At 63.8% G+C, this 15,778-nt stretch carries 13 protein-coding genes; 6 read left to right on the forward strand and 7 right to left on the reverse strand.

Annotated elements, in window-relative coordinates; translation table 11 throughout:
• Nucleotides 1–34 precede the first annotated feature (34 nt).
• Together CXR25_RS05175 and CXR25_RS05180 are read right to left on the reverse strand one after the other, a co-directional pair.
• Nucleotides 35–1,294: an AMP-binding protein gene (locus CXR25_RS05175; protein WP_241211349.1), complete on the reverse strand. Its 1,260-nt coding sequence runs from the start codon at nucleotides 1,292–1,294 to the stop codon at nucleotides 35–37.
• Nucleotides 1,295–1,311: 17 nt separating this feature from the next.
• Entirely contained in the window at nucleotides 1,312–2,229 is a 918-nt protein-coding gene (locus tag CXR25_RS05180; RefSeq protein ID WP_069599701.1) for a 1,4-dihydroxy-2-naphthoyl-CoA synthase, read from the reverse strand.
• A gap of 44 nt (nucleotides 2,230–2,273) precedes the next feature.
• On the opposite strand from CXR25_RS05180, the gene CXR25_RS05185 reads away from it, so the two are divergent.
• The gene (locus tag CXR25_RS05185) at nucleotides 2,274–3,356 is read left to right on the forward strand and encodes an o-succinylbenzoate synthase (protein ID WP_096158406.1); all 1,083 of its coding nucleotides are present in this window, start codon (nucleotides 2,274–2,276) and stop codon (nucleotides 3,354–3,356) included.
• Here the strand turns inward: CXR25_RS05185 and CXR25_RS05190 are convergent.
• Nucleotides 3,340–4,044, reverse strand: coding sequence for a hypothetical protein (locus CXR25_RS05190; protein WP_096158407.1), 705 nt, complete (start codon nucleotides 4,042–4,044; stop codon nucleotides 3,340–3,342). The two genes, CXR25_RS05185 and CXR25_RS05190, sit on opposite strands and share 17 nt — an antisense overlap.
• Before the next feature lie 23 nt (nucleotides 4,045–4,067).
• Entirely contained in the window at nucleotides 4,068–5,714 is a 1,647-nt protein-coding gene (locus tag CXR25_RS05195) for an alpha/beta hydrolase (protein WP_114384615.1), read from the reverse strand.
• Nucleotides 5,715–5,773: 59 nt separating this feature from the next.
• Here CXR25_RS05195 and menD point away from each other — a divergent pair, with 59 nt between their 5' ends.
• Nucleotides 5,774–7,708: a 2-succinyl-5-enolpyruvyl-6-hydroxy-3-cyclohexene-1-carboxylic-acid synthase gene (gene menD / locus CXR25_RS05200; protein WP_226823991.1), complete on the forward strand. Its 1,935-nt coding sequence runs from the start codon at nucleotides 5,774–5,776 to the stop codon at nucleotides 7,706–7,708.
• 172 nt (nucleotides 7,709–7,880) lie between these two features.
• Here the strand turns inward: menD and CXR25_RS05205 are convergent, their stop codons facing one another.
• Nucleotides 7,881–9,299, reverse strand: a complete 1,419-nt coding sequence (locus CXR25_RS05205; protein WP_101598222.1) for an HNH endonuclease — start codon at nucleotides 9,297–9,299, stop codon at nucleotides 7,881–7,883.
• 113 nt (nucleotides 9,300–9,412) lie between these two features.
• Nucleotides 9,413–10,777, reverse strand: a complete 1,365-nt coding sequence (locus CXR25_RS05210) for an isochorismate synthase (RefSeq protein ID WP_096178899.1) — start codon at nucleotides 10,775–10,777, stop codon at nucleotides 9,413–9,415.
• A 148-nt stretch (nucleotides 10,778–10,925) separates the two neighbouring features.
• Here CXR25_RS05210 and CXR25_RS05215 point away from each other — a divergent pair, with 148 nt between their 5' ends.
• From CXR25_RS05215 to CXR25_RS05230, 4 genes are read left to right on the forward strand one after another with little or no spacing between them, the layout of a single operon-like run.
• Entirely contained in the window at nucleotides 10,926–11,618 is a 693-nt protein-coding gene (locus CXR25_RS05215) for a demethylmenaquinone methyltransferase (protein ID WP_009882894.1), read from the forward strand.
• On the forward strand, nucleotides 11,615–12,916 hold the full coding sequence (locus CXR25_RS05220) for a geranylgeranyl reductase family protein (protein WP_009882892.1): 1,302 nt from the start codon (nucleotides 11,615–11,617) through the stop codon (nucleotides 12,914–12,916). The genes CXR25_RS05215 and CXR25_RS05220 overlap by 4 nt, the downstream gene beginning before the upstream one ends.
• Nucleotides 12,917–12,945: 29 nt before the next feature.
• The gene (locus CXR25_RS05225; protein WP_371860640.1) at nucleotides 12,946–13,971 is read left to right on the forward strand and encodes a polyprenyl synthetase family protein; all 1,026 of its coding nucleotides are present in this window, start codon (nucleotides 12,946–12,948) and stop codon (nucleotides 13,969–13,971) included.
• A gap of 2 nt (nucleotides 13,972–13,973) precedes the next feature.
• Nucleotides 13,974–15,044, forward strand: coding sequence for a permease (locus CXR25_RS05230; RefSeq protein WP_069599705.1), 1,071 nt, complete (start codon nucleotides 13,974–13,976; stop codon nucleotides 15,042–15,044).
• Nucleotides 15,045–15,071: 27 nt separating this feature from the next.
• On the opposite strand, the gene CXR25_RS05235 is transcribed toward CXR25_RS05230, so the two are convergent.
• Nucleotides 15,072–15,731 carry a hypothetical protein gene (locus CXR25_RS05235; RefSeq protein WP_226823992.1) on the reverse strand — a complete coding sequence of 220 codons (660 nt, stop codon included), beginning with the start codon at nucleotides 15,729–15,731 and terminating at the stop codon, nucleotides 15,072–15,074.
• Between the last annotated feature and the right edge of the window lie 47 nt (nucleotides 15,732–15,778).

Below are 15,778 nucleotides of genomic sequence, written 5' to 3' on the forward strand. Positions count from 1 at the left end.
TTAGGATCGTCTCATATTACCGAGTGTTCACTTATTAAGGTATTCGGGATCTTCGTCTCTCGGCTGCAACCAATTCGGCCGCTAGCCGGGACGCAACCATCCGGTCGGGTTTACCGATCGAACGGTTGGGGATCTCGGTGACAGGAAAGGCCAACCGCGGAAGCGGCTGCCCACCCATCCCATGATCGAGTCCGCCCAGATGCCGCGCCAACTCACGCGATGATCCCAACGCTGCTCTCATGGCGGGCGACACCTGGTCCTCGAGGCGAACGAGTGCGACGAGCAGCTTTCCCCACTCATCATCGGGCACCCAGGTCACGAGCACCTCGGCGATTCCATGGTGCTGCCAGGTGGGCAGCAGCCCGGTCTCGAGCTCGTGAGGAGAGACGTTCGTGCCGCCGGAGACGATGATGTCATCGGAACGACCGAGCACCGAGAGCACCCCATCGTCGAGCCGACCTAGGTCGCTGGTGCGCATCGTGCGTGAACCGTCATCGTCGGTGGTCAGTCCGGGATTGTCCACGGGACTGATCTGACCGTCGGCGTTGAATTCGACGTAGGAATCGGCGACGACGGGACCGCGCAGGTCGATCGTCGAGGTATCGGTGATCGTGATCTCGACACCGTCGAAGGGAACGCCGTCGTAGACGCAGCCGCCTGCGGTTTCGCTCATGCCGTAGGTGCGTACGATGCTCAGCCCGTGTTCATCAGCGCGCTCGAGTAGGGCCGGTGAGATCGCGGACCCGCCGAGGAGTATGGTGTCGAACTTCGCCGCCGCACGCGTGGCCCGGTCATCGGCCAGGACCCGGTGCAGCTGGGTGGGCACCAGTGAGGTGTAGCTCGGCCGGCTGCCGCCGCGTGCGAACAGACTCTCGACCTCCTCGGCGAAGGATTCGGCCGTGAAGGACGCCGAGGTGGTCCTCACCGGCTCCCGTCCCGCGAGCCGGGCCCGCAGCTCCACCTGGAACCCTGCGATGTGGTTGGTCGGCAGGGTGAGGTGCCAATCTCCGGGGCCGGCGAGGAATCGTTCGGTTGCCCGCGCCGAGGTGGTCAGGGCGTCTGCGGACAAGGCGACGGCCTTGGCCGTGCCCGTCGAACCCGAGGTGAAGAGGATCAGCGCCGGAGCCCGGCCAGCACCTCTCCACTGGCTGGGGGCCACCTCGGTGATGGAATCGTCACGATTGCGGGGCAGGACAAGGATCGACCGGCCGGCCAAGGCTCGATCGATGGCTGCCGGCAGATCCTCAACGGTCTGAGCGGTCATGCGGACTGTGCGTTCATGCGGACTGAACATTCATGGAGTGGAGGTGCTCAGTAGTACCAGGGGTAGGGAGACCAGTCGGGGTCGCGTTTCTCCAGGAAGGAGTCGCGGCCTTCGACCGCCTCGTCGGTCATGTATCCCAGGCGGGTGGCCTCACCTGCGAAGACCTGCTGGCCCATGAGACCGTCGTCGAGGAGGTTGAAGGCGAACTTCAGCATCCGCTGGGCGTTGGGAGACTTGCCGAGGATCTCCTTGGCCATGGTCAGCGCCGCGGTCTCAAGCTCTTCGTGGTCGACGACCTCGTTGACGGCGCCCATGTCTGCCATGTCCTGGGCCGAGTAGGTGCGGCCGAGGAAGAAGATCTCGCGGGCCTTCTTCTGGCCGACCATCTTCGCCAGGTAGGCGGACCCGTAGCCGGCGTCGTAGGAGCCGACATCGGCATCGGTCTGCTTGAACTTCGCATGCTGGCGAGAGGCGATGGTCATGTCGCAGACGACGTGGAGGCTGTGGCCGCCGCCTGCTGCCCAGCCGGGAACGACGGCGATGACGATCTTGGGCATGGTGCGGATGAGTCGTTGGACCTCGAGGATGTGGAGGCGTCCGGCGCGGGCCGGATCCACGGATTCGCGGGTCTCACCGGAGGCGTACTGGTAGCCGGAACGTCCGCGGATGCGCTGATCGCCGCCGGAGCAGAAGGCCCAGCCGCCGTCGCGTGAGCTGGGACCGTTGCCGGTGAGCAGGACTGCGCCGACGTCCGAGGTCTGGCGGGCATGGTCGAGGGCACGGTAGAGCTCGTCGACGGTGTGAGGGCGGAAGGCGTTGCGAATATCGGGACGGTCGAAGGCGATGCGCACGCAGCCCAGGTCGGTGCCGTCGGGTTTGACCGCGCGGTGGTAGGTGATGTCGGTGAAGTCGAATCCGGAGACTTCACGCCACTGGGAGGGGTCAAAGATTTCAGAAACCGTCATGACCCCAACCCTATCGCCTGTCGACTGGCCGATAGGGTTGCCTCATGGCTGATGTGCAGCAGTTTCCGGAGTCGATCGCCGAGCTCGTGCCGAAATTCCACGTTCTCAAACTCCCCATGGTCACTCGATTTCGGTCGATCACCGAACGCGAGGTCATGCTCTTCGAAGGCCCTGATGGGTGGGCGGAGTTCTCCCCATTCACCGAATACGGTTCAGTCGAATCCTCCCGCTGGCTGCAGGCAGCCCTCGAGTTCGCGGGTCTGCTGCCGACTGCTGAGGTTGAGCCCAGCGCCGTCGGATCTGCGGCTGAAACAGTCGGCCAGAGTGTTGCCGTCAATGCGACCCTGCCGGCGTGTGCGACCTCGGAGGTAGGGCCGATTCTTGCTCGCTACGGGCCGGTCGGCACAGTCAAGGCGAAGGTGGCCGAACACGGGATCGACTCGCTGCCGGAGGACTGGGACCGGTTGCGCGAATTCCGTCGGCTGTTTCCCGAGACGACTCTGCGCCTCGATGCGAACGCCGGCTATGCGCTGCCCGAAGCGCTTGCGGCCTGCACGGAATTCGCGGAATTCGACCTGCAGTACTTCGAGCAGCCGGTCGCAGCAGTTGAGGACATGGCGCGACTGCGTGAGCAGCTCTCGGCCCGGGAGCTGCCCGTGGTCTTGGCCGCAGACGAGTCGATCCGAAAGGCCGAAGATCCGGTGAGAGTGGCCGAACTGGGCGCCGCCGAGGTTGTCATCGTCAAGGTCCAACCGCTGGGTGGGATCGCTGCCGCACGCTCAGTCCTGGAAGCCTGCGGACTGCCGGCCGTTGTGTCATCGGCGTTGGAATCCTCCGTCGGGCTAGCCGCCGGAGCCCAGCTGGCGGCCACGCTGCCGCGCACCCAACGAAGCCGGGAGCTGCTCGGCGAACACCCTGCGTGCGGTCTGGGCACGGGTCGGCTCTTCGCCGAGGATGTTGTGGAGCCCGCTCAGAGCCTGAGGCCCGTCGACGGGCAGATACCTGTTACGCGAATCGTCCCGGACCCACAGCGACTGGAGACGCTGGCGGTGGATCCGGGACGATTCGACTGGTGGGAGAAGCGGCTGCAGGAGTGCTGGACTGCTCCGCTCAGCCGGCGTTCTTGACCGCGTCGACGAAGGCCGCCGCGGTGTCAGGAACGATATTCTCATCGCCGGTGTCGGCGATGTTGGCGGCGGTGACGATGTTGTTGCCCACGCGGCTGGTGACGGTGTCGGTGTTGAGGACGGTCTGCCCACCAGCTTCGATGTTGGCACGCACGCCCACGGTCTCGTCGGCACCGTCAACGGTGGCGTCGAAGGTCTCGTAGGACATGTTCATCTTGATGCCCTGGGACTTGATGGTCACATCACTGCACTTCTCGGCGATCTTGGTCGAGTTCTTGAGCTGAGAACCTGCGGCATCCTCATCGGCCAAGCTCATCAGGGCAACGCTCAACGTGTTGTCTGCGGAAGCTCCTGCCAGGGTGGTGCCGTTGCTCGACTCGCTGGCGTTGAGCGCAGACATTGCCAGATCCTTGCATTCGGCAGGCTCGTATTCGGCACTTTCGAGAGCCTTGATGGCTTCGCTGCCTGAGGCATCTCCGATGTCGACCGACTTGAAGGACTGGCCGCCGGCATTGGTGGATTCGATGATCTTCTTGAGCTGAGCCTCGTCGAGCTGCTTTGCTTCGGGTGTCTCGGCGGCTGCGGACTTCTGCTCTCCTGCAGCCTCTTCTTTTGCGGGCCCGGATCCCGAACAGCCTGTCAGGGCCAATCCGGCGATGAGAGCGATGGCGGGGAGTACGCGTTTCATTGGTGACCTCTCGGAGTCAACGTTCATTCAGAAGGACGAAGGGCGGTCACGATGTTGTGACCGTTATAACCATAAACAGAAGTTGCGGTGGATTTGGCATCGACATGTGCCGAATCCGACACATCTGTTGTTTTGACTGCCGGCTCGTCGTTCTTCGCCGAGGCGATGCGCACTGTCGTGACCTCGGCCTGGCCCACAGTCGTGAAGTGCTGAGTGCGCTTGCCGGGGATGATCGGGTCGTGCATGGCCGCGGCCAGACGACCGGTGAAGGTCAGACGCCCCTTCTTGTCAGCTCGCTGCGGATAGTCGTTCGTTCCGGTGGGTCCGACGACGGAGATGTCGTAGCGGCGGCCCGGTTCATACAGGCCCGGCGTGCGGACTCGGAAGCTTCCGGTGCCGGTCAGGGAGAAGCCGGCTGCGCTGACCGAGCCGAAGCACACGATCTGGGCCCGACGCCGTGAGATCTCGACTCGCCACCCGTGGATGTCGAAGAGCGCATGACCTGTCAGATACGAGAACTCACCACCATCGGCCACCCGGGGACCACCTCGGCGGCGGTCGGAGTTGTTGACCGTGGTGGACTCGGGACGAGGCGCATCGTGATCCTCGACGATGCTGCCGCTGGGTTCGAGACTGCCACCTCGGCGTTCGAGATCGCCACCTCGGCGTTCGACGCTGCGGTGGTCGGAGCTGGCATAGTCGCGTTGGCGGCGCAGGGTCTTCAGCCAGGCTCCCAACTCTCGTTCCCAGCTGATCCAGTTGTGCAGGCCGGTGGTGCGGGGGAACCACGAGTGGCGGATGCCGAGTGAGTTCAATCGCGCGGAGAAGCGTTCTCCCTGCTGGTTGACCATGGATTCGAGGAGGTCACGGTCCTTTGACTCCTCGAGGCTGCCGGAGCCGGCACTGAGCCAGAGGTGAAGACCCTGCAGGTTCTCCGCCAGACCGTAGGGGGAGTTCGCGATCCATTCGTTGCGGTCGGCGACGGGATCACCGAACAGGGTCATCGACTTCGCACCCTCCCGCATGGCAATGATGTCGAAGGCCGGTACCGCAGACAGCGGGTCGAGCGGTGAGGAGAAGGCCGCGGCCCAGCTGTAGCGGTCCGGATGCCAGGCGGCGTACTTCATCGCCCCGTAGCCACCCATGGACAGTCCAGCCAGGAGCTGGTTATCCGGGGCGAAATCCACCGAGAAGTTCTTGGCCAGGAACTCCGGGATCTCTTTGGTGTGGAAGGTCGGCCAGTCGTGGACCTCGCTTCCGACAGCCACCCGGGAGTAGGTTCCTGCTCCTGCATCGGGCATGACGACCAGGTAGGGCGAGTTGAGTGTGAGTTCCTCGGCTGCACCGAAGTCAGTCCAAGATCGGAAGTCATCGCCGCCGCCGTGATAGAGGTGGATGACCGGGCTGACCTCCTGCGGGATCCCGGGCAGCAGCACGCGCACACCGACGGTCCGGCCCAGCGCTGGGGAGTAGATGAAGAACTCCCGCAGCCGGTTCGACAGCTTGCGTTTGTCGCGGATGTGCCATTTCCTCGCCTCCTTGCCGCGAGGCTCGGGACCGAGGAACGAGCTGTTCTGGTCGAGGGTTGGGAAGCGTCCTCTGTGGGAGCGGGCAGCAGTCAGCGAACGGATTGCACGCGCCCCAACCGCGAAGAGAATCGATCGGCGCATGGGACAACCGTAGAGAGTCAACGTGAACCGCAGGTGGGTTAGTGGTTGAATATCAGGTGATGTTGAATTCGAGCGCAGTGGCGCAGCAGATTGCCCGTGGGTTGGCTTCGTCCGGAGTCACCGAGGTTGTCATCGCGCCTGGTTCCCGGTCGGCGCCGTTGATCTATGCGCTCGCCCCCCTCGCCGAGGCGGGGGTGATCCGTACGCACGTGCGCATCGATGAGCGTGATGCTGGGTTCTTGGCACTGGGGCTGGCGCGGGGTCTGCGCGCGAAGCAGAGTCGTGCTGGTGGGGTACGGACGCGTGCCGGTACCGCGGGGGGCCGAGACGGAGCAGTGGCCTTGGTGACGACCTCAGGGTCGGCGGTGGCGAACCTGCATCCGGCTGTGCTTGAAGCCTCGTACGGTCACCTTCCGCTCATTGCAATCACAGCGGATCGTCCGGCCCGACTGCGAGGGACCGGAGCCAACCAGACGATCGACGACCAATCGCAGGTGCTCAGCGATGTGCGTGTCCGCATCGATGTGCCCGCAGGAAGTGCTGACGCAGGTCAACTCTTCGCCGAGGCGGTCGCACATTCGCTTGGCCTGGTCACGGATCCGGGCTCGGGCAGAGATTTGGTCACGGGCGCAGCTTCGGACACGGAGTCCGAGTCGGGTACGGGGGAGGTCGGCCCTGTCCAGTTCAACGTGCAGTTCGACGTGCCCCTAGTGCCGACAGTCACGGAGCTCGCCGAGTGGAAGGCAGCAGTGCAGTCATTAGCGGCGAAGAGCGCGAATGAAGCCTCGAAGTCTGCGTTCGCAGGCTCAGATGCTGTCTCGTACTCGGACTCAGCCAAAGATATCTCAGTGAGAATTCTCCCGGGAACGGTCATCGTCGCTGGAGATGCAGGAGGTCACGCGGCCACCGCGTTGAAGTCATTGGCCGAGGAACACGCGATCCCCGTTCTGGCTGAGCCCTCGAGCCCTCTGACTTCCGAGTTGCGAGACTCGAGTGTCGTGGTCCCGGCGCACGCGAGGGTGCTCAGCGAACGCGAGGATCTGCGCACAGCGATCAGAACCGTGATCGTGCACGGAAAACCGACTTTGACCAGGCCCGTTGCTGCTCTGCTTGCCGACTCCGAGGTACTGGTCCAGCGTCTACCTGATGACGTCGACGCCGTGTCACTCTCGGCCAGGTCGTCGGAATCACCTTCGGTCGACGAGGTTGCCGGCAGCGGCGGCGACAGCACTGTCTCCGACGTTGCGGCCGCCCCCAACACCGTCTCAGGCGGGACACCCCTTCACCCGAGCATGGACACGGGTTGGCGAGATGAGTGGGTAAGGGCCGGTGAAGCTATCATCGCCGAGTCGCGTCGGACACGTGAGGTCGAGTCGACGCAGTCGAGCGCACGAGCGATCACCGAAGAGTTGGCCAACCGGGATATCAACCTCTTCGCAGCGAGTTCAAACACGATTCGCTATCTCAGCGAAGCCACCGATGTTCGCGCGCACGTTCACGCGTCGCGCGGGCTGGCTGGTATCGACGGCCTGATCTCCACAGCGACTGGGCTATCCCTTGGTCTTGGTGAGCAGGTGGTGCTCGTCATCGGCGATATCGCAATGCTCCACGACGTCGGCGGTCTGCTGACGCCGAGCGCAGAAGAGGGTGGGGATGTGATCATCGTCGTACTCAACGATGATGGTGGTGCGATCTTCTCCGGGCTCGAACATTCGCAGGAGCATGTGGCGCCGTACCTCGAAAGATACTTCACTGTTCCTCACGGTCGAGATTTCAAGAATCTTGCTGTGGGCTATGGATGGGAGTACTCGCGGGTGGGATCCCGCAAAGAGTCCAGCCTGCTCGACGATTTCATCGCGGAGTTCGACTCCAACTCAGAGGTCGATTCCACTTCAGAGATCGGGACGGCCGCGCGTGGTGTCGACGGATTGGAATCAAACCAGGTGACGCGGATGCGTCGCGGCCGTCGGATCATCGAAGTTGACCTGACCTGATTGCACCCGCCCCGATCTGATCTGGCCTGACCCGATCTGACTCGATCTGACCTGACCTGATCTGAGGTCGGGGTGATCCTGGACTGCGCAGTATGAGTCGCAGAAGTGCTCACGTCCGCAACATCGAGCCCCGCTGTTGCCAATAATGCAGCTTCTCAGCCGCGATGCGGGTTCAGCCTGTATCCCTGAGGACCAGCTTGTCGAAGAGCTCTTCTACGGGACTCGGAGCGGGGAAGTCGACAACACCATCTCTCGCATTCTCGGTGGAAGACGAACTCGGACCTGGCGGTGGGTGACTGAACTTGGTGACGAATGGGGGAGTGGCAGTTTCAAATTCTTCGCCGGTGGGGGTGGAGACGGTGAGATCATCGGCAGTTGCCTTGTGCTTCCACCCGGGGTGTTCCTTGGCGTAGTTGCAGGCAGCGCAGAGTCCGGATGCGTTGGACCACTCTGTTTCTCCGCCCTCGGCGACCGGAGTCACGTGATCGGCGTGCTTGATCGGGGCGTCGCACCACGGAGTCCGGCAGACATCGTCACGGAAGACGACCATACGTCGCAACAGACCACGGAAGGTGCGTTTGCGCGAGTCCATGCTGACCAATTGTCCTGTGTCCGGTGAAGTGAACATGCGCCGAATGAAAGTTCTGGCTCTATTCGCCGCCACGAAGTTCCGTGCCGTCTTCGCAGGGAGCGGGCCATAGCTCGGAATCCACGCAGGAACCCGACCGTCCGAGAAGAGACTCTCGGCTTCCATGACGACATGGACCTCGGTGGGTACGTTGTCGGCAGAGTCCTGACCGGTAAGACGTTCCACGAAGATATCTGCCATCAGCTGATTGCGAGTACGGTCGAAGTCTTGGCCGATCATCCCGCGCTCGGCGGCGGTGGCCTCCAAACTCTCATAGGCGGCGACAGCCTGCTGCAGAGGCAGCGTGGCACTGAGCTGAGCCATGCCGTTGTTGAGCGCCTTCAGAGACACATGGCGGTCCGCCCTCGCTGATTCGGCCCTCTCATGCGCATTGTCGGACGACACATTGGCCGCCAGCGCGCGAGCTTCTGTACGCAGCCGGCGACTGCCGGCTGCCGTAGCCCGGTCTTTGAGTTCCTCGTCGACGAACTCACGCTCTTCGGGAGTGAGCCAGGCGGTCTCATCGGCGATGATGCGAGCTTTGGCTTCGGAGATGGATCCGCTGGCCAGAGCCTCAAATGTGCGGGGCAGATCGTTGACCACAGCCTTCGAGGTCGACAGAAATTTTCGTCCTGTCGAGGGTGAGACTCTCTTGGCCAAGGCGATCTCATTGCCGGCGTATTTTCCCTGCTCTCGCTTGGGCACATCATTGGCGGCATCTTCGCGTTGGCGGTGCTGGTGAAAAGCCACAGCCTCACGCGCTTGAGCAGCTGCCGCGGCAGACGTGAGCTCCTCGAGAGCGCGAATGCGCGTCTGAGTCTCCCACGCATCATCTGCTGGTTCGAGGTCACGCAGCGTCTGACACCACCGATCGATATCGGTGGTGATGCCCGGTGTCCGGGCCCACGAACCAGGACCCCGATATTCGGGGTGGTCCGGGTCGTTCGCGGGATGCGTGAACATGTGACAAGGGTATGCCGAGGCACTGACACAGCCACTGACACGAACCGCCAAAACCTTGACACAGTGTCAATCTTGCGAAGCAATCAGACTGTTATTCCAACCCCAGAGCCGGGTTATTCCAACCCCAGCGCACGGCGCATCGGAGCGAATTTGGCTTCGGTCTCGGCCACCTCGGCGAGGGGATCCGAATCGGGCATGATGCCCGCACCGGCGAACAGGCGGATCCGATTGCGATCCTCGAGCTGTCCGCAGCGCAGGGCGATGCCGAACTGTCCGTTGCCGCGATCGTCCATCCAGCCGACCGGTCCCGAATACCGACCGCGATCGAGCGGCTCCAGCTCATCCACGTGTGCGATCGCGCTGGCCTGCGGGTATCCGCCCACAGCCGCGGTCGGGTGCACGGCCGCGGCGATGTCCAGGGCATTGAGGCAGGAGTCCTCGGGCAGGTGCGCCGAGGCGTCGGAGGCCGAATGGATGACATTGGCCAAGGGCAGCAGGTGCGGTCGCTCGTCGACGCTGACATCGTCGGCGACAGAGCTGAGACTGCGCTGCAGGGAGGCGATCGCGAAGGCGTGCTCGGTGCTGTCTTTGTGCGCGCTCAGCAGCTTCCTGGCTGCCGGCATCTCCGAAGTCGGGTCGTTCTCCACTCGATACGTGCCCGCGAGCACGCGCGAGGTCACGCGGGCGTTCTCCACCCCGATGAGCAGCTCTGGGGTGGAGCCGATGAGACCTGCGACATCGAAGGTCCAGCAGCTGGGGTAGCTGCGGTTGAGCTCACCCAGCACGGACCGCACATCGATGTCATCGTCGGAGGTAACCAGCTCGTCCCGGGCCAGCACGATCTTGCGCAGCGTGGAATCCTCGGTGAAGGGGTCCACCTCGGCGGAGTCTCCGACGGGGGTGAGCATCTGCGAGACCTTGGCGACCAGGTCCGCCCACGAGGAGCTGTCGAGATCACCGGGGGAGGACGTCGCCGAGGTGACTCGGCGCAGCGGTTCGGACTTGAGCACCGGCGGGACAGGGGTCGCGCCCTCAGTGATGATCGATGTCATCCAGACGCGACCACCTCGGCGTCCGAGGACGAATTCGGGGACGTGGATGAGGGAATCGACCTCGGACTCTCCCGAGTAGGCGACGGTGGCGAAGCACATGAGTCCCGAGCCGAGCAGGTCGACCTCGTCCTCGATGCTCGCGGCATCCGTGATGGCCTTCCATGCCTTGGAGAGCTCGGTGAAGCGGTCGCGGCCGCGGGCGCGGATGCGCAGTGTGCGGCCGAAGCCGATGAGACCCGAGGTGTCGCGAACCCAGCAGGAGAACGCCGAGGTGGGCAGGAGTTCCAGCGTCTCCTCGACGGAGGTGGGAAGCCCGGATTCGAAGGGGAAGCCCGGGCCCGGCTCGACGTCGTCGACGAAGCGAGAGCTCACGTGCAGGCGCGGGGGCGCGGTGCAGATGTCAGAGGTGCTGAAGGTCGTAGTCATTTCAGCCCCACTCTAGTCCAGAAAATCGTCGCATCCGCCCCAGCGAATTCGCCGAAGTGGACTGACTGTGGCGAGTTCCACACGGCGAACAGCAGGGAAAACGGCCCGCGAATTCGCCCCCGGGTTCAGGTGTTGAGACAATGGTGGAATGAACCGTGCTCAGCTGGACAAGCAGCCCGACGACGTCGCGTCGATGTTCGATGACGTCGCCTCCCGCTACGACCTCACCAACGACGTGCTCACCTTCGGCCTGGCGCGCACCTGGCGCCGGACTGTCGCACATTCGGTGGCTGCCGGCCCCGGCGAACGTGTCCTCGATCTCGCGGCCGGGACGGGAACGTCATCGATGACGTTCACCCATCACGGCGCCGAGGTGGTCGCCGGCGACATCTCACAGGGCATGCTCTCCGAAGGGCGCCGCAGACACCCCAAGATCGACTTCATCTACGCCGATGCGATGGACCTGCCGTTCTCCGATGCCAGCTTCGACGTCGTCACCATCTCCTTCGGCATCCGCAACGTCAATGACGTGGACACCGCGTTGGCAGAGATGCTGCGCGTGCTCAAGCCCGGTGGCCGACTCATCATCTGCGAGTTCTCGACTCCGACGTTCGACCCCTTCAGCCTCGTCTACAAGGAATACCTGATGCGGGCCCTGCCCGCCGTGGCGAAGGCCGTGTCCTCGAACCCCGAGGCCTACGTCTACCTCGCAGAATCGATCCGCGCCTGGCCTGACCAGGACGAATTCGCTCAGCAGATCCTCGGCGCCGGCTTCGACCAGGTCAAGCATCGCAACCTCACAGGCGGAATCGTCGCCGTCCACCACGCCCTCAAGCCGTGAACGAATTCTCCGCCGAGGTCATCGTCGTCGGGGCGGGCCCTGCCGGATCGGCCATCGGCGCCTACCTCGCGCAGGCCGGCCATGAGGTCATCATCCTGGAGAAATCCGGGTTTCCCCGCGACAAGATCTGCGGCGACGCCCTGACCCCGCGCGCGGTCAAAGAGGTCGGCTACCTGGGCATGGCGACCCCTGAATCCGAGGGGTGGCACAAGAACCGAGGACTGCGCCTCATCGGCGGCGGGCACCGCTTGGAGATCGACTGGCCCGATATCGACGGCACCCCGAACTTCGGGCTGACGAAGCCGCGGATGGGCATGGACGAGGCATTCGCCCGTCACGCCCAGCGCAGCGGTGCCAGGCTGTTCGAGCAGGTCAAGGCCATGTCCCCGGACATCGGCGAGGACGGCTGGATTCAGGGCGTCCACGCCTCCGGCACCGACCATCGTGGTCGCAGGGTGGGTCCCGAGGCGCACTTCAGCGCCCCGATCGTCATCGCCGCCGACGGAGTCTCCTCGCGCCTGGCAGTGGCCATGGGCTTGGAGAAGCGCGACGACCGACCGATGGGTGTGGCGGTGCGTGCCTACCATTCCTCACCGAGGCATGCCGACGACTACATCGAGAGCTGGGTCGAGATGCGCTCGCGCAATTCGGCGGGCGAGTCCGAGGTTCTGCCCGGCTACGGCTGGCTCTTCCCGCTGGGCGACGGCACGATCAACATCGGTGCCGGCCTGCTGGACTCCTCACCTCAGTTCGGTTCCGTCGACTTCCGCACCATGATGGGGCAGTGGATCGCGGACATGGGACACGAGTGGGGCATCGACGAGACCACCTCGTTGGGGCCGATCAAGTCCGCGGCGCTGCCGATGGCCTTCAACCGCACCCCGCACTTCCACAAGGGGCTCCTGCTCGTCGGCGATTCGGGTGGGATGGTCAACCCTTTCAACGGCGAGGGCATCGACTATGCCCTCGAGTCCGCTCGTCTGGCCGCCGAGGTGATCTCCACCTATTCCCGCTACCCGAAGCATGTGATGCGGGAGAAACTGCAGGAATACCCGGCGCTCGTGGGTGACTCCCTGGGCGGCTACTTCACTCTGGGACGCGTTTTTTCTGCCATTATCGGCCACCCTGCACTCATGCAGTTCGGAATCAAGTACGGTATGGGTGTTGACGTTGTGATGGAATTCGTCGTGAAATTGTTGGCGAACCTCTACCGCGACCCGAAGGTCTCTGAGGCTGATCTCATCGACCGGGTGATTTCAGCTCTCACCCGAATCGTGCCGGCCACCAGCAATGCCTGAGCCAAGCAGCGACTACAACACTGACTACGATGAATGACGAGGACATGAGCCACCTAGCCTCTCCGGCGACTTTTATTGGTGCCGATGCCCAGCTTGCGGCGGATATCTCCACACAGTTGGAAGCCGTCGAGCGCAGGCTCTACGAAGTGACCGAGCAGACACGGAAGCTGCCGGACACCACCTCCAAACATCTCCTCGCGGCCGGCGGCAAACGCGCCCGCCCCAACCTGCTGCTGCTCACCGCCCGCCTCGGCGAGGCGAACCGCGATGCGATCATCGATGCGGCCGTTGCCGTGGAGCTCATTCACTTGGCCTCCCTGTACCACGACGATGTGATGGACGATGCTCCAGTGCGCCGTGGTGCACCTGCCGCGCACGAGGTGTGGGGCAATTCCGTGGCCATCCTCACCGGCGATCTCCTGTTCTCAAAGGCCTCCGGTGTCACCGCGAAACTGGGTCCCGAGGCTGTGCGGGTCCAGGCCGAGACCTTCGAACGTCTCGTCCTCGGTCAGCTCAACGAATTCGCCGGTCCGCCGGAGGACACGGATGCGATTGAGCACTACATTCAGGTGCTCGCGGACAAGACCGGATCCCTCATCGCCACCTCGGCGCAGTTCGGGGTCATGTTCTCACAAGCGGATCAGGCCCTGGCCGAGCCCGTGCGGATCTTCGGTGAACGCGTCGGCATCGCCTTCCAACTCGCCGATGACATCATCGATCTGACGACCACCTCGTCGGTGTCGGGCAAGACTCCGGGCACTGACCTGCGCGAACGCGTTCCCACACTGCCGGTGCTCTACGTCCGCGCCGCCGCAGCCGACGGTGACGCGACCGCCGCCGAGGTGGTCGAACTTCTGGATGCGGATCTGAGTTCGGATGAGGCCCTCGAATCCGCCCGTGCCGCTCTGGCTGCCCACCCGGTGACGGCTCGAGCCCGCGCCGAGGCGGTTCGCTGGGCTGATGATGCGAAGGCCGCTCTGGCACCGCTGCCCGACGGAGTGGTCAAGGAATCACTGTTCACGTTCGCTGATTCTGTAGTCACCCGCAGCGCCTGACCATGTCGGATACGGTCCGGGCTCAGCCGCTTGAGGCCACACGGCGGCGTCTGACTCCGGTCGATTGGGTCGGACTCGGCATCCTCGTGCTCTTCCTCGTGGTGGGCCTGAGCTGGTCGAAGTGGATGCCTTACTGGGACAAGGCCTGGACACTGAGCCAGACATCGGTCTGGGACGGCAGTCCGCTCTTCGAAGCCGCGGGGGAGACGTTCTCCCTGGCCGGAGCCTGGGACTTCACCCTCGTGTACTTCACCGCCGTGTGGAAAGCACTGCTCGTGGCGCTCGTGGTGGCTGCTGCCATCGACGCGCTGGTGCCGCGCGATTGGCTGCGGCGCTTGATGAATCGTCGGAGCCACACCAGTCAGTCACTCGTCGGCGCGGCGATGTCGCTGCCGTCCATGATGTGCACCTGCTGCGCGGCTCCGGTGACTGCCGGCCTGCGCGGTTCGGGTGTCAGGCGCAGTGCTGCCTTGGCGTACTGGGTGGGCAATCCGCTGCTCAACCCCGCTGTTCTGATCTTCCTCGCGCTCATTCTGCCCTGGCAGTTCGTCCTCACCCGCCTCGTGGTGGGACTCCTCATCGTCGTCGGGGCCAGTGCCCTCATCGGCCGTTGGATCAAGGGGCGCGCCGAGGTGGTCCCTGAGCAGAGTCTTGAACCGACCACGTTCTCCGCCCTTCCCGTGCGCTACCTGCGGTCGCTGTCGAAATTCACCCTCATCCTCGTGCCCGAGCACCTGGCCCTGGTCTTCATCGTCGGACTCATCAGTCCGTGGCTCTCGGGTGTCTACGGTCTCGAAGCACAGGTCGGTGGATTCGCGGTGCTCATCGCCGCACTCGTGGGCACGCTTCTGGTGATCCCGACCGGCGGCGAGATCCCGATCATCCTTGCATTGTCGGCGGTCGGAGTGGGCGCGGGCGTGACCGGCGCACTGCTGATCGTGCTTCCGGCACTGAGCATTCCCTCGATGGTCATGGTCGGAAAGTCCCTAGGATGGCGCACCACCACCGCCATGGGAACGGCGGTGGCTCTCGGCGGAGTGCTCTCCGGTGCGGTGCTCGTGCTCGGCAGCTGAGGTTAGAGCCGAGATGCTCAGCTCAAATCAGACAGTCAGTCGTCGCAGGGTGAGATACGAACCAGCGGCGAAGACAACACAGGCTCCCAATGCCCAGAGTGTCAGCCCCATGCTCTGCATGTCAGCGAACCACGTCCAGACCTGTGGCCATGCCGTATTGAGGCTGATGAGTGCGGCACCGCCCAACAGGGCGAGGGCGATGACGAGCAGAGCAGTCGTGAGGATGAGTACGCCGAAGCGCTTGAGGACAATGGCGAACCAGAATCCGAGAATGAACGTGAGCATGGTGAGGACGAAATAGGTCAGTCCCGCCGCCAACGGACCCCCGACCCAGACCCACGGCAGATAAGCGAAGTATCCGTTGATGCCATAGCCGTCGGTGGCCTGTTCGACGAGACCGAGGAACATGAACACGACAGAGATTCCGACTGCGCTGATGCCCGCTGCAACCAGCGATCCGAGATAGAACTCGCGTCGAGTCAGGCTCATCGCCTGTGAGAAGTAGAAGGTCCGATTCATCGCCTGCGCGCCGACGACTGCAAAATACCAGAGGGGTGCTTGCGATCCGCCGCTGTACATCGGTCCTTCGACACCGGAAGCGGAGATGATCCAATAGATCAGGAGGGTGATCAGCCAGACTCCGCCGAGAACTAGGACGGGCATCCAGACGAAGGTCTGAGTGTTCATGAACTGGAACCTGACGACCCCGAGTGTTCGGCTTCTCGGTCGAGCTG

The sequence above is a fragment of the Brevibacterium aurantiacum genome, from assembly GCF_003932995.1.
GTDB lineage: Bacteria > Actinomycetota > Actinomycetes > Actinomycetales > Brevibacteriaceae > Brevibacterium > Brevibacterium aurantiacum.

Coding starts and splice junctions, on each gene's coding strand:
- CXR25_RS05210 (WP_096178899.1), bottom strand. CDS start 10,777: ATGACTACGACCTTCAGCACCTCTGACATCTGCACCGCGCCCCCGCGC.
- CXR25_RS05230 (WP_069599705.1), top strand. CDS start 13,974: ATGTCGGATACGGTCCGGGCTCAGCCGCTTGAGGCCACACGGCGGCGT.
- CXR25_RS05205 (WP_101598222.1), bottom strand. CDS start 9,299: ATGTTCACGCATCCCGCGAACGACCCGGACCACCCCGAATATCGGGGT.
- CXR25_RS05180 (WP_069599701.1), bottom strand. CDS start 2,229: ATGACGGTTTCTGAAATCTTTGACCCCTCCCAGTGGCGTGAAGTCTCC.
- CXR25_RS05235 (WP_226823992.1), bottom strand. CDS start 15,731: ATGAACACTCAGACCTTCGTCTGGATGCCCGTCCTAGTTCTCGGCGGA.
- CXR25_RS05175 (WP_241211349.1), bottom strand. CDS start 1,294: ATGTTCAGTCCGCATGAACGCACAGTCCGCATGACCGCTCAGACCGTT.
- CXR25_RS05215 (WP_009882894.1), top strand. CDS start 10,926: ATGAACCGTGCTCAGCTGGACAAGCAGCCCGACGACGTCGCGTCGATG.
- CXR25_RS05225 (WP_371860640.1), top strand. CDS start 12,946: ATGAATGACGAGGACATGAGCCACCTAGCCTCTCCGGCGACTTTTATT.
- CXR25_RS05185 (WP_096158406.1), top strand. CDS start 2,274: ATGGCTGATGTGCAGCAGTTTCCGGAGTCGATCGCCGAGCTCGTGCCG.
- CXR25_RS05190 (WP_096158407.1), bottom strand. CDS start 4,044: ATGAAACGCGTACTCCCCGCCATCGCTCTCATCGCCGGATTGGCCCTG.
- menD (WP_226823991.1), top strand. CDS start 5,774: ATGTTGAATTCGAGCGCAGTGGCGCAGCAGATTGCCCGTGGGTTGGCT.
- CXR25_RS05195 (WP_114384615.1), bottom strand. CDS start 5,714: ATGCGCCGATCGATTCTCTTCGCGGTTGGGGCGCGTGCAATCCGTTCG.